At 57.3% G+C, this 13,437-nt stretch carries 10 protein-coding genes; 2 read left to right on the forward strand and 8 right to left on the reverse strand.

The window, feature by feature from the left end:
* Positions 1-178: 178 nt before the first annotated feature.
* Genes ABLU95_RS13330 through iolE form a run of 3 tightly spaced genes read right to left on the reverse strand, consistent with a single transcriptional unit; the run spans position 179 to position 3,309 of the window.
* Entirely contained in the window at positions 179-1,210 is a 1,032-nt protein-coding gene (locus ABLU95_RS13330; RefSeq protein ID WP_065882793.1) for a Gfo/Idh/MocA family oxidoreductase, read from the reverse strand.
* A 9-nt stretch (positions 1,211-1,219) separates the two neighbouring features.
* A complete protein-coding gene (locus tag ABLU95_RS13335) occupies positions 1,220-2,392 on the reverse strand; it encodes a Gfo/Idh/MocA family oxidoreductase (RefSeq protein ID WP_218810296.1) in 1,173 nt (390 codons plus the stop codon).
* A complete protein-coding gene (gene iolE / locus ABLU95_RS13340; RefSeq protein WP_218810297.1) occupies positions 2,389-3,309 on the reverse strand; it encodes a myo-inosose-2 dehydratase in 921 nt (306 codons plus the stop codon). Before iolE ends, ABLU95_RS13335 begins: the two co-directional genes overlap by 4 nt.
* Here iolE and ABLU95_RS13345 point away from each other — a divergent pair.
* Positions 3,308-3,436 (forward strand): hypothetical protein, encoded by a 129-nt coding sequence (locus ABLU95_RS13345; protein ID WP_254915157.1) that lies wholly within the window; start codon positions 3,308-3,310, stop codon positions 3,434-3,436. The genes iolE and ABLU95_RS13345 overlap by 2 nt on opposite strands.
* Before the next feature lie 446 nt (positions 3,437-3,882).
* The gene (locus tag ABLU95_RS13350; protein WP_277475368.1) at positions 3,883-4,308 is read left to right on the forward strand and encodes a hypothetical protein; all 426 of its coding nucleotides are present in this window, start codon (positions 3,883-3,885) and stop codon (positions 4,306-4,308) included.
* 76 nt (positions 4,309-4,384) lie between these two features.
* On the opposite strand, the gene lysS is transcribed toward ABLU95_RS13350, so the two are convergent.
* The 5 genes from lysS to cadC form a co-directional block, all read right to left on the reverse strand.
* On the reverse strand, positions 4,385-5,902 hold the full coding sequence (gene lysS, locus ABLU95_RS13355) for a lysine--tRNA ligase (protein ID WP_004202393.1): 1,518 nt from the start codon (positions 5,900-5,902) through the stop codon (positions 4,385-4,387).
* A gap of 338 nt (positions 5,903-6,240) precedes the next feature.
* The gene (gene dtpD, locus ABLU95_RS13360) at positions 6,241-7,716 is read right to left on the reverse strand and encodes a dipeptide permease DtpD (RefSeq protein ID WP_277475367.1); all 1,476 of its coding nucleotides are present in this window, start codon (positions 7,714-7,716) and stop codon (positions 6,241-6,243) included.
* Between the two features lie 59 nt (positions 7,717-7,775).
* A complete protein-coding gene (gene cadA, locus ABLU95_RS13365) occupies positions 7,776-9,923 on the reverse strand; it encodes a lysine decarboxylase CadA (RefSeq protein WP_023288680.1) in 2,148 nt (715 codons plus the stop codon).
* Between the two features lie 82 nt (positions 9,924-10,005).
* On the reverse strand, positions 10,006-11,340 hold the full coding sequence (gene cadB, locus ABLU95_RS13370) for a cadaverine/lysine antiporter (protein ID WP_023288679.1): 1,335 nt from the start codon (positions 11,338-11,340) through the stop codon (positions 10,006-10,008).
* A 365-nt stretch (positions 11,341-11,705) separates the two neighbouring features.
* On the reverse strand, positions 11,706-13,274 hold the full coding sequence (gene cadC / locus ABLU95_RS13375; RefSeq protein WP_044521381.1) for a lysine decarboxylation/transport transcriptional activator CadC: 1,569 nt from the start codon (positions 13,272-13,274) through the stop codon (positions 11,706-11,708).
* Positions 13,275-13,437 lie beyond the last annotated feature (163 nt).

Raw genomic sequence — 13,437 nt, forward strand, 5'->3', positions numbered from 1 at the left:
ACGCCTTGCCCGGCCTACGGGCATGATAACCATCCATATCACACAGTTGCAGTGACATCCCAGGCCTGCGCAAGCGCCGCGCCGCCGGGCAGCAGATATCCGGTACCGTGCGCGTCCCGGTGCCGGGCAATGGCGTGCACGCTCGCGCTGTCTGCAAAACCAAAGCCCGGCCGGCCTCTTAACGTTCTTCGTTAAACACCGCGCCCACCTGGCGCCGCACCTCATCCATCACCTGCAGATTCTGCAGCACCTGACTAAGCGGCCGCAGCGGCGAGTCCCGCAGCCCCTGACCGACACACCAGGCAAAATGCTCCGCCTGCCAGAACAGCTGGTCGTAGCGATTGCGCGGCTCTTCCCAGCGCAGCGCCTGCCCGCCCTGGCTGGCGGCGAGCGTGAACCCGCCGGGGGCGTAAAACTGACCGTCGATCGTCAGGGTCGCCTGGCGTCCGGCCACCACCGCCCCGCCCGGCGTGTTGCTGAACAACGTCGTGTTTAACAGCCCCTGCATCCCGTTCCGCCAGCTGAACAGCATTGACGTCTGGCCGTTAAGCCCCTCCGCCGTCGCGTGGCCGCGGGCGACAATCTCCTGCGGCATGCCGCCCACCATCAGCGCAAACGAGGTCAAATAGCTGCCGAGATCCATCATCGGCCCGCCGGCGAGGTCGGCATTAAAGATGCGGTGATCGGTAGTGAAATACTCGCCGTGATCGGCCAGCAGGGTATGCAGGTCGCCGAGTACCCCATCCTCCAGCAGCTGGCGGATCACATCATACTTCGGCGCGTAATCGCACCACATCGCCTCCAGCGCCAGCTTCCCCTGGCGGGCGGCTTCGGCCTGCAGTTCACCTCCTTCGCCGAGGTTGAGCGCGAAGGGCTTCTCTATCAGCACATGTTTGCCCGCCTTCAGCGCCTGCATGCCGTCGGGAAAGTGATGGTTGTGCGGCGTCGCAATATAGACCGCATCAATATCCGGACGCGCCAGCATCTCCTCGACCCGGCCGTAAGCCTGGGGGATCCCCCATTCCGCGGCTACCCGGTCGGCCTTCGCCTGGCTGCGGGAGGCAACGGCCACCACCTGCTGCCGGCTCTGGGTTTTCAATGCGTGCACAAAGCGCTCGGCGATCCAGCCCGGACCGATGATGCCCCAGCGCAGGGAGGGAATGCTCTGCGCCGCCGGGCGGCGCGGGGTCGGTAATTGTGAGGGAAACATAGCGGCTCCTTAATCCTTAACCACGTTAACCCAGCGACGGCTGATCATCGAGGCTTCAATCGCCGACAGCACGCGCTGATTCTGTAAACCAAATTCAAAGCTGGGATAGCAGTCGTCGTCCCCACAAATCCCCTGCACCAGGTCATGCACTTCCATCACCTTGACGTCAAAATAGCCCAGCCCGCCGCCGCCAAAATCGAAGCCGAAGAAGCCGGCATAGGCCGGGATCTGACTCCCGGCATACAGCGTTTTAAAGCCGCGGTCGTGTTTGTCATCGCGGAAGCGATACACCTGCAGTTCGTTAAAGCGCTCCCCGTCCATATACAGCGTGCCTTCGGTGCCGGAGACCTCCCAGAACACGCCGAAGATGCGCCCGGCGGCGATGCGCGAGGCCTCAATCACCCCCGCGGCGCCGCTGTCGAAATTGACCAGGCACTGAACCTGATCGTCATTTTCCACTTCCCGCCACTCGGCATCGGCCGCGACCCGGCTGGCATACCCGGCATCGGTCTGTGGCACCGGACGCTGGCGCAGGCAGGTTTGCGCGCTGGCGGTCACTTCACGGATCCCGCCCATCAAAAACTGGGCGACGGACAGGGTATGGGCGCCGAGGTCGCCAAGCGCCCCGCTGCCGCCGAGGGTTTTCGAGCAGCGCCAGGACCAGGGCAGGTTCGGGTCGTTATAAAACCCCTGATCAAAGGTGCCGCGAAAGCGTACCGGTTCGCCAATATCGCCCCGGGCGATAAGCTGCTTTGCCAGCAGCGCCGCCGGGGTTTTAATGTTGTTAAAGGCCACCATGGTCTTCACCCCCGCGCGCCGGGCCGCCTGCGCCATCTCCTGCGCCTGCTGCTCGTTAACCGCCAGCGGTTTCTCGCAATAGACATGTTTACCCGCCGCGATCGCCGCCATCGCCATCGTGTAGTGCAGATGGTTCGGCGAGGTAATATCCACCACGTCCACCAGCGGATCGTTCACCAGTTCGCGCCAGTCACCGTAAGCTTTCTCCGCCCCCAGCTTCACCGCATGACGTTCAGCCAGCGTCTGATCCTGATCCGCCAGCGCGTAAAGATAGGGGCGCTTCGGCAGATCGGGATAGAACATGGCCGCGCGACGGTAAGCGTCGGCGTGCGCCTGGCCCATAAAACCGGAGCCGATAAGACCAATATTTAACCGCGCGCTCATGATGCGTGCTCCTCTGATGATGACGGGGACGAAAAGTGGTGCGCCAGCCAGGCGAAGGCGCGGCGGGCGGTGGCAAACGGCGGCGCCATCGCCGGGTCCTGCTCGGCTTCGATAATCAGCCAGCCGCGGTAGTCGCTGTCCCGGGCAAAGTCGAGGATCGGCGCATAGTCGATGCAGCCGTCGCCAGGGATGGTAAACAGCCCGGCGCGCACCGCCTCGTTAAAGCTCAGGTTTTCGCGATACAGGCGCCCCAGCACCTGCGGACGGACGTCTTTCAGATGCAGATGGCGGATACGGTGGCCATATTTCTCCAGCACGCGCGGGATATCGACCCCGGCGACGAAGGCGTGTCCGGTATCAAACGCCAGCCCGACATTGTCATGGGTCTGGGACAAAAACCGCTCCAGCTCGTCGTCGTGCTCCACCAGCATCATCAGATGGTGGTGATAGGCCAGCCGGAGGCCGTAGTCGCGCAGCAGCAGGTCGGCAAAGGTATTTAGCTTATGGCAATACGTCGTCAGGCTGACGCGGCTTAACGGCGGCGAGAGCGAGATCGGCTCATCAAGCGGCGTTTCACCGGGCAGTTGCCCGCACTCGCCATAGACCATTACCCTGGCGCCGAGCTGCTGCAGGAGCTGCGCGTGGCCCCGCACCGCCTCCAGCTCCGCTTCCACGCTGCGGTCGGCCAGCAAGCCGCTGTACCAGCCGGACGCCAGGCGCAGGTCAGCCGCCGCCAGCAGAGGCCCCAATGTCTCCGCCTGGCGGGGAAACTTCCGCCCTAACTCAATTCCCTGAAACCCCGCCTCCCGCGCCTCGCGCAGACACGTGTCGAGAGGGATATCGCCGCCTAAATCCTCCAGCACATCGTTGGTCCAGCACAGGGGGCTAATGCCCCACTGCAGGTACTCTGTCGCCATGTTTATCTCCTTTTCAGCCAGTCGTCTGGTGTGCCGTCACTATAAGCAGGCGACGACCAGCGATGAAAACGGAGAAATGATGGAAATCCATCATTGCCGCGGACGAAATATCCGCTGGCGCGAGTAGCCCTGAAAAATAAATGGAAATAATGCTTGCCGCAGGCTTATTTTGCAGATAAAAATTACTGGCTTAATAACCCGCTTCAGAGGTTATCCCTTTCATTCGAAATATGATGATAGCAATATGAAAAAATCTCAACACCGCAGCGGCGCGGGCTTTAGCCCTGCGCCCAGGCCTGGCCTGCTGTTATTTGCGTAAGTGACAAATAGTCCCTTTTAAAACATCAATTACTTAACATTCTCTCTGCAATAATATGACATGCAGCGGGAAGGTACGGTGATAAATAAGCTCAGGGTAATGATGTTTTTACAAATAAATAACCCTTCTCCTTTCTGCTCGTTATTTATCAGGAATGGCTGCGGTTATATTTATTCGGACGCCCCTGGAGAATGCAACAATGTATATCAACCTTTATGACAATGCGCGCCGCTATCGCGATGAGAAACAATAAGATGAATAAGACCTGGCTTTTCACCACCCTCACCCTGGCGCTGGTCGCCGCCGCGCCGGCCCACGCCATTAGCGCGAAATACCGGGAACAGCTTGAACGCTCCGGTTGCACGCAGATGACCGACGGGACCACCTGCGATATTCATAAAACCAAAGCCGAGAATGCCGCCGCCGCGCATCAGGCCAGCAGCGGCTTCGGCCCCTGGGTGGGCACCTGGTATGTATATACTGACTATGGCAATAAAATTGATGAGATTACCATCACCGCTAAAACGGTGAAAACCCATGGTCATCTGGTCGAGGAGGCGAAAGCCAGCCAGGGTAAATTGACGTTCCGGGTGAAAAGCTCAGCCTTTACGCTGAACGACGCCTTTAACGGCGTATGGGCAAACGGCAGCCAGCGCGGCACGTTGCAAAAAGTCCTGTAATAACATTGCCCTGCCGACAGGATGGGGATAATGCAGGAAGAACCTCCCGGCGCAGGCCGGGAGGGAGTGCAACGGTTTACTTCTGCGGACGCATCGCCGGGAAGAGGATCACGTCGCGGATGGTGTGGCTGTTGGTAAACAGCATCACCATCCGGTCGATACCGATGCCCAGACCGGCGGTCGGCGGCAGACCGTACTCCAGCGCGGTGACGTAGTCTTCGTCATAGAACATCGCTTCGTCATCGCCCGCCGCTTTGGCGTTAACCTGATCCTGGAAACGCTGCGCCTGGTCTTCGGCGTCGTTCAGCTCGCTGAAACCGTTACCGATTTCGCGGCCGCCGATGAAGAACTCGAAGCGGTCGGTGATTTCCGGGTTGACGTCGTTACGGCGCGCCAGCGGGGAGACTTCCGCCGGGTATTCGGTGATGAAGGTCGGCTGGATGAGGTGCGCTTCCGCCACTTCGTCGAAGATTTCGGTGACGATGCGCCCAAGACCCCAGCTTTTCTCTACCTGAATACCGAGAGATTCCGCCAGCGCTTTCGCCGCGTCGAAGTTATCCAGATCCGCCATGTTGGTTTCCGGACGATGTTTTTTGATCGCCTCGCGCATGGTCAGTTTTTCAAACGGCTTGCCGAAGTCAAACACCTGGTCGCCATATGGCACCTCGGTTTTGCCCAGCACCGTCTGCGCCAGGGTGCGGAACAGCGACTCGGTCAGTTCGATCAGGTCTTTGTAGTCCGCGTACGCCATGTACAGTTCCATCATGGTGAACTCTGGGTTATGGCGTACCGAGATCCCTTCGTTGCGGAAGTTACGGTTGATTTCAAACACGCGTTCGAAGCCGCCGACCACCAGACGTTTCAGATACAGTTCCGGCGCGATGCGCAGGTACATATCGAGATCCAGCGCGTTGTGATGCGTGATAAACGGACGGGCGGAAGCGCCGCCGGGGATCACCTGCATCATCGGGGTTTCCACTTCCATAAAGCCACGGGCTACCATGAACTGACGCATGGTCGCGAGGATCTGCGAGCGGATGCGGAACGTATGGCGCGACTCTTCGTTAGCGATCAGATCCAGATAGCGCTGGCGATAGCGGACTTCCTGATCCTGCAGGCCGTGGAATTTATCCGGCAGCGGGCGCAGGGCTTTGGTCAGCAGGCGCAGCTCGGTGCAGTGGATGGAGAGTTCGCCGGTTTGCGTTTTGAACAGCTTGCCGCGGGCGGCGATGATGTCGCCAAGGTCCCATTTCTTAAACTGTTCGTTGTAGACGCCTTCCGGCAGGTCATCGCGGGCCACGTACAGCTGGATACGGCCGCCGACGTCCTGGAGGGTGACGAAGGAGGCTTTGCCCATCACGCGGCGGGTCATCATCCGGCCGGCCACCGCAACTTCAACGTTCAGGGAAGCGAGTTCATCGTTATCCTTCGCATCGAATTCAGCGTGCAATTGGTCAGAGGTATGATCGCGACGGAAATCGTTGGGGAAAGCTACGCCCTGCTCACGCAGCGCAGCCAGTTTTTCGCGACGAGTTTTCAGTTCATTATTAAGGTCAATGGCCTCATCGGCACCTTGTGCTTGTTGTTCAGACATATGGGTTCCTCATAACCTTGCTTTCAAACTAGCTTCGATAAATTGAACCAGGTCACCCTTCCGCGCGGCCTGTCTCCGGCTTTACACCGAAGAACAAGAGTAACGAATCTGGCTTCTCTTCAAGCTGATCTCACTCAGCTATGCCTTCACTAACGGTATTTTTTATCGTTGGCTTCCGCGCCTGCCAGAATATCCTCCTTCTGCTCACTACGCTGTGCAGGAGCGGCTTTGCGCTCCGCTGTGGATGGAATGCCCCGGTCGCGCTGCGCGTACCGGGGCGATAATTGGCGCTGGCCGATAGCCCGGCGGAGGCGGTTACGCCGCAGCCGGGACGCGCGTCAGGCGCCGCCGCCGGGAAGCTCGCCAGCCGCCGCGCGGCGTTTGCCGACGCTACAGGCTGCGGCAAAGGCGATAACCACCATCACCGCCACGCAGCCGAGGGTCCATTCCCCCATCTGCGAGAAGAAATGCTGATAGGCGGCAATCGCCGTATCGCTGATTTGCGATTCAGTGGTCTGCTGGGCGACCACGCCCGCCAGCCAGTTGGCCACCGCGCCGGTGGCCAGCATATAAATACCGGTCAATACCCCGGTGACGCCGGGCATGTTCAGGCGGGTGATTTGCGCCATCGCGACCGGGTCGATAAACAGTTCGGCAAAGCCCATCATCGCCAGTCCAGCGACCATCATGCCCATCGAGGCCTGACCCTCAGCGGCGCCGTGGCGGGCGTTGAACGCCAGCAGCATAAAGCCGCCGCCCATCAGCAGCAGGCCAAAAGCGAATTTCAACCAGACGCGCAGCACCGAACGAGCGCTGCCTTCCGGGCGCATCAGCCACGCCAGCGCCACGCCGGCCGCCATCACCGCCACCGCGTTAACCGACTGGAACAGCGCCGTCGGCACGTCCCAGTTCAGCAGGCGGCGGTTAACAAAGTGATCGATAAACAGGCTAATCGAGCTTCCCCCCTGCTGCGCCAGCACCCAGAACAGCGTCCCGGCAAGCATCAGCAGGACAATCTGCCACAGCGCGCGACGATGCTCCGGGGCTTTGATCATGATCCGCGCCACCATCTGGGCGGCGAACAGGCAGACGACCGCCAGCAGATAGCCGGACCAGTTGTTTTGCAGCAGCAGCGTGAAGAACACCGGCGCCAGGCAGAGCATCACCAGCAGCCAGCCCCAGGTCGGCAGCACGAATTTCACCGCCCGCAGCGCCGGTTTATCGACGCCGCGGGTATGCCGGAAGTGGCGGCTGCCGCTTAAGAAAATCATCAGGCCGATGAACATCCCGATCCCCGCCAGGGCGAAGCCGATATGCCAGCCGTACCACTGGGCCGCCAGCCCGCAGGCGATGGGCGCGGCGATGGAGCCGACGTTGCCGGCGGCGTACAGCAGCGAGAAGCCGCCGTCGCGACGCGGATCGTCGTGGGCGTAAAGTTCGCCAAGCAGGCAGCTGATATTGGATTTGAACAGGCCGTAGCCGCAGATAATGATCGCCAGCGCGACGTACAGGCTCCATGCGGAGGTCGACTCAACGCCCAGCACCACGTGGCCGAGGGTCATCAACAGCGCCCCGGCAATCACCGCCGTGCGGTTGCCGAGCAGGCGGTCGGCAAGCCAGCCGCCAAGAATAGGGGTAACGTAAACCAGAGAGGCGTAAGCGCTGAACAGGCTGATGGCGTGGCTGTCGTCGAAGCCAAGCTGGTGGGTGAGGTAGAGGATGAGTAAGGCGCGCATGCCGTAAAAGCTGAAGTACTCCCAGATCTGGATCGCAACGATGTAGTAAATCGCGCGCGGCTGTGAGGGTGTTTTCATGTGTTCTCCTTGCAGCGTGAAAAAGGGAAGTGGCAAGCCACTTCCCTGGTGTGCGTCTATTACTTGTTATTCTCTTCTTTCAGCACTTTAACGGTGTAACGACCATCCGCCTGACGATAGGCGCCGTGGATATCGGTTTCGAAGCCCGGATAGTGGGCGCCGATTTCGCACAGCATCTGCAGGAACTCCAGCACCGGACGGCTCTCTTCGGTGATCATTTCACCCGGCATCACCAGCGGCACTCCCGGAGGATACGGCAGGATCATGTTGGCGTTGACGCGGCCGACCATCTCTTCGAGGTACACTTCTTCCGTCTGACCGTGCAGCTCTTTCTGGAACGCGGCATACGGGGTCATCACCATGGATGGCAGCACTTCAAACGCGCGGAACATCAGGTCCGGCAGGTTGTGATGCTCAACCAGTTTGTGAATGTTCTGCGCCAGGTCCTGAATACGCATGTTTTCATAGAATTCAGGATCTTCACGGTACAGCGACGGCAGCATGTTTTTCACCCGCAGGTTCAGGTCGAACGCGCGTTTGAAGTCGGTCAGCGCACGCAGCAGGCTCAGCGCTTTGGTTTTGTCGATACCGATGCTGAACAGGAACAGCAGGTTGTACGGACCGGTTTTCTCCACCACGATGCCGTGTTCGTCGAGATACTTCGCCACGATGCTGGCCGGAATACCGAACTCATCCATGGTGCCGTCTTTCTTCATCCCCGGGGTCAGCAGAGTGACTTTGATCGGGTCGAGATACATGTGCTCGTTGTCGATGTTTTTGAAACCGTGCCATGCGCTGTCGGAGCGCAGCGGCCAGCATTCAGGACCGTCGATATGTTCCGGCTGCCATACGTCGAAGAACCAGCCGTCAGATTCGCCTTTCAGACGTTTGATCTCTTTACGGAACTTGATGGAACGTTCGATAGAGCCGTCGATCAGGCGCTTACCGGCGTTGCCTTTCATCATCGCCGCCGCGGTTTCGGTGGACGCCACGATCCCGTAGTGCGGGGAGGTGGTGGTGTGCATCATGTAGGCTTCGTTAAAGGTCTCTTCGTTAACATCGCCTTTCACGTGGATCATCGATGCCTGAGAGAACGCCGCCAGCAGTTTGTGCGTGGACTGGGTTTCGTAAATCACTTTCCCTTCGACGCGGCCGCCGCTCATCCCGCATTTGCCTTCATAGATCGGCGAGAAGTTGGTGTAAGGCACCCATGCGGAGTCAAAGTGGATGGATTTCACATCCAGGGTTTTCTTGATGAAGTCAGTGTTGTACAGCAGACCATCGTAAGTCGAGTTGGTGATAACGGCGTGTACCGGCCAGGTCGCGTTCGGCGTCTCTTTCACACGCTTGGCGATAGTCGCGTGCTGGAATTCGCTCTGCGGGATACCGCCGAGGATGCCGTAGGCGTTACGGGTCGGACGGAAGTAGATCGGCGTAATGTCGCTCATCATCATCAGATGGGTCAGCGATTTGTGGCAGTTACGGTCAATCAGCACGGTGCTGCCGGCCGGCGCGGAGTACATACCGACGATTTTGTTGGCGGTCGAGGTGCCGTTGGTCACCATGTAGCTGCGTTCGGCGTTAAATACGCGAGCGATATACTCTTCCGCTTCTTTGTGCGGGCCGCTGTGGTCCAGCAGGGAACCGAGCTCAGAAACTGAAATCGAGATATCGGATTTCATAGTGTTGGAGCCAAAGAAATCGTAGAAGATGCTGCCTACCGGGCTTTTCTGGAAGGCGGTACCGCCCATGTGGCCCGGGGTACAGAAGGTGTATTTGCCTTCACGCACATATTTGAACAGCGCTTTGGTCAGCGGCGGCAGAATGGTGTCGATGTATTCGTCAGTGTTCTGTTTGATTTTGTTCGCGATATCTTCCGCAGCGCCCAGCGCATATTCGAAGAAGCGAACCTGCATGCGCAGATCGTTCAGACTAACGTCCAGCGTGGAGTAGGTGTTAGCGAACGCATACAGCGGCATGTACTCGTTCATTTTGCTGATTTCTTCGCACAGCTCGAGATTGTATTTATCCCAGTCGAAGATCACGCCGCACAGACGAGAGTTGTTTTCGATCAGTTTTAATAAGTCGTCACGGTCGTTCGGGTAGACAATGCGGAAGTCCAGGCGTTCGAGAGCACGATGCAGTTCACGGATGGGTTCTTCTTTGAAGTAAACCCCCATGTGATTCATGATTGCAATAACGTTCATAGTCAAATCTCCAGATGTAGAAAGCCCCTCCCGTCGCGCTATGACAGGTGATGGAAGGAGCCTCAGGAAAAAGGGTTACTGATTAGTGCGCGTTAGCGGGACTGTTGCTATCCGATGCGTTGCTCTGGCGCTGGTGCATTTTGCGACCGTAGAACATCAGGATAATCAGGCTAACGATAAAGGTGCCGGCCAGTTCGAAGGAGCTTGCGCCCATCAGCGCGATGAAGCAGAACACGCAACCCAGTACCGAACAAATCAGGCTGACGAAGTTACGGATGTTGATGCCTTCGAAACGAATCAGGTCAACACAGGAGTAGAAGTAAGGCAGCATGGTCAGCAGTACTGCGATACCGGTCAGTTCGCCGAACAGGTCAGAAGCTTTACCACCGGCGGAGTTCATCAGGGTAATCAGCACCATCAGCGCGGTCATTTTCACCGCGGCCAGCAGCAGGCCTTTTTTCGGGATACCGTTGCTATCGACTTCGCCATACACTTTCGGGAAGTTGCCATCGTTGGCGGCACGCACACCCGCCTGGCCAACCAGCATCATCCACGAGCCCAGAGAAGTCAGGCAGGCGAAGGCGGTGAAAGCGGATACCATCGGCGCAGCCCAGCCGCCGAGGATGGTGGAGGCGCTAATCGCGAACGGCGCACCGGACGCTGCCATCTGAGAAGCAGGATACATACCCGCGATAACCTGAGTCGCGGCGATGTAGACGATACCGGCCATCGCGGTACCCAGCATGGTGGCCAGCGGCACGGTACGTTTCGGGTTTTTCACCATCCCGGTACTCACGGCGGCGGATTCTACGCCAACGAAGGCCCACAGGCAGAGCAGGATACTTTTGATGACCGCGTGGCTATCGGTGGTGCTGGAGGTGTTCCAGTTCGCCTGATAGGTAGCGACATCAAACCAGTGCCAGCCGACGACCGCGGTCATGACTACCGGAATAAGCACCAGCACCAGACCAATGGTGGTCAGACGGCTGACCCAGGTCCCGCCGAGCATATTAACGAAAGTAAAGATCCACACGATGGCAATACAGGCAATCCCTGCTGGCACCGGGTTATTTAAAATAGGGAAGAACGTAGACAGATAAGAAACTGCGGTAATCCCGATAGCCAGGTTACCAATCCAGTTTGCGTGATAATAAAGTACACCGGTCTGGAAACCGAATGCCGGAGATATTTCCCCTGCGTAAGCAATGGGACCACCCTGCTGCGGGTTTTTAGTGGCCAGTCGGGCATAAACATAAGCCAGAGACATCGCACCAATAATTGAAATTACCCAGCCCCAAATGGCAATACCACCGATGCTGGCCAGGTTCGCAGGTAATAATGCAATACCGCTCCCCATCATATTACCGGCGACGACACCGGTACAGGCAAATAGCCCGATCTTCTTGGCAGAACTCATGGTTGTTTTTCTCCTAAGTTTATTTGGGAGGTACAGATCATGATACAGAACCATTAATTGACCCGACCAACTGCCAACAAGATTACTGATTTGTACGAGATAAGTCCTAAAGATAAAGTGAAATAACAACAAACATCAGACAAATGATATTTTGACCTTTTTCGCTTAACATATAAACATGACAACAGGGTGTCAGAAAAAGATAAACATTGTTGTTTTACATGAACTTAGATGAGATGCGATGTGTTGCTGAACTGTTATTCAAAGCCTCCTCAATGCTAAATATAAATAACAACAGGAGGCTTCATGAGAAACATAAATTTAACCTCACCATGCCAAAAACCTTTCACATGATGAGGGTTTACTTATTCTGAAGAGAGGAAATTATCGAGATACGGAACAACCCGGTTGACCGACGTCTGGAAAACTCCGTTTTCAATCCAGTACAATGTATCTCCACCGGGTCGTAAATTAAACGCCGTAATGTAAGAATCCGCTGCCAGTCGGTTCTCACCTTTCATCTCATAGACTTTGCCTAACAGCACATAATTCAGCCACGACATCTCTAAATCGATCGCATGGTTAATCGCTGTGTTCGCTTCGTCAACTTTTCCCTTTCCCAGCAAATCCACTGCGTTTATTTGATAATAAATCGCCATATCTTTTATACCCGGCATCTCCCCTACCCGCTCAACTTCGCTGTAAAGGGCTGCCAGCTGTTTATCATCCAGCGGCTGTTGCGAATGGCGTAATACATCTACCAGCGTTTTTTCGGCATACGCGTAAATAAAATCAGGCGCCCGCTTAATCACATCATCCAGCAGGCTGCTGGCCTTGCTTAATGAATCAACATCGCCCTTCATTAACAGCTGATGCGACTGGTAGAAATAGGTTAACGCCACGCTTTGCGAGGGCTGATATTGCCTGAGCATCGCCTGCATTCGCGCCGGCCACGGCTGCGCCAGCGCGTCCGACAGGCTGTTCATCAGATCGTTCTGGATGGTGAGCTGGTTGTCATTGGTCACAAAGTAGCGCTTATCGAGCATCGTCGAGCTGTCGGCGTTATCCACCAGCTGGACCGACATAAAGCATTGCTGCGCCCGGTAGTGGCGCTGATTGACGAATTCAATGGTCAGCGTTTTACCGGAACTGCTCGGCTCATTGATGTTGTAGTCTGTTTTGTCATGCACCATAAAGGTCGAGAAGGTGTTCAGCGAGGTGGTGATCAGGCTGGCCAGGCCGACCGCGTAGGAGTGCTGCGAAGACCAGTTGGTGCAGGAGTTACCATTGACCAGGTGGATATCGATATCGCGCGGGTTGAGTAGCAGGCGCGCCTTGTTGACCGGCGGCCGCGATTCCATGCTCGACAGCGCCACCAGCGCCACGCAGGTGCCCAGCGCCAGCAGAAACAGCCCCCACACCAGGGCGGTGGTGAGCCGTTTACGCACTGACGGCGCGCTGGCACCTGTCGGCGCGGGAGCTGGCGCGGCGGGATCGGCGGTGGAGATGGGCGCGTCCGGCGGCGCACCGGCGGCCGGCGGCGCGGGAGCGGCGACCGATGGCGAAGGCGTCAGCGCCTCCATCTGCGGGGCGAGTTCCTCCCCCTCTTCGGTGCACCAGATCACCGGCACCGTGAGCTTATACCCCCGTTTGGGTACCGTCGCGATGTACTCAAGGCTAACGTCGTCGCCGTCTTTGAGCGACTTGCGCAGTTCGGAAATACTCTGCGTGACGACGTGGCTGGTCACAACGTTCCGGGTCCAGACGTTTTCGATAAGCTCGTCCCGGCTAAGCACTTCCCCCGGATGGCGAGCAAAAAAGACCAGGAGGTCGATTAAACGCGGTTCAAGGGTAAGCTGGCGCCCCTTCCTGCTGATTTGGTTTACAGAGGGGGTTACCAGCCATTCACCGACGCGAACAACAGGTTGTAGCATACAAGAAAGCCCCAGACAAAAAGGGAAAGGCGCGATGATAACACATTTGTCCTACCTATTTTTGCCAGGGGTCACTCCCTCAGGCATTAGGCTGGAATTCGCCTTTTAGCGACAATAAAAAGCAATATTTCATTAACATCGTGATCATCAAAACTATATATAG

Source organism: Klebsiella sp. GG_Kp146, from assembly GCF_040061975.1.
Taxonomy (GTDB): Bacteria; Pseudomonadota; Gammaproteobacteria; order Enterobacterales; family Enterobacteriaceae; genus Klebsiella; species Klebsiella quasipneumoniae.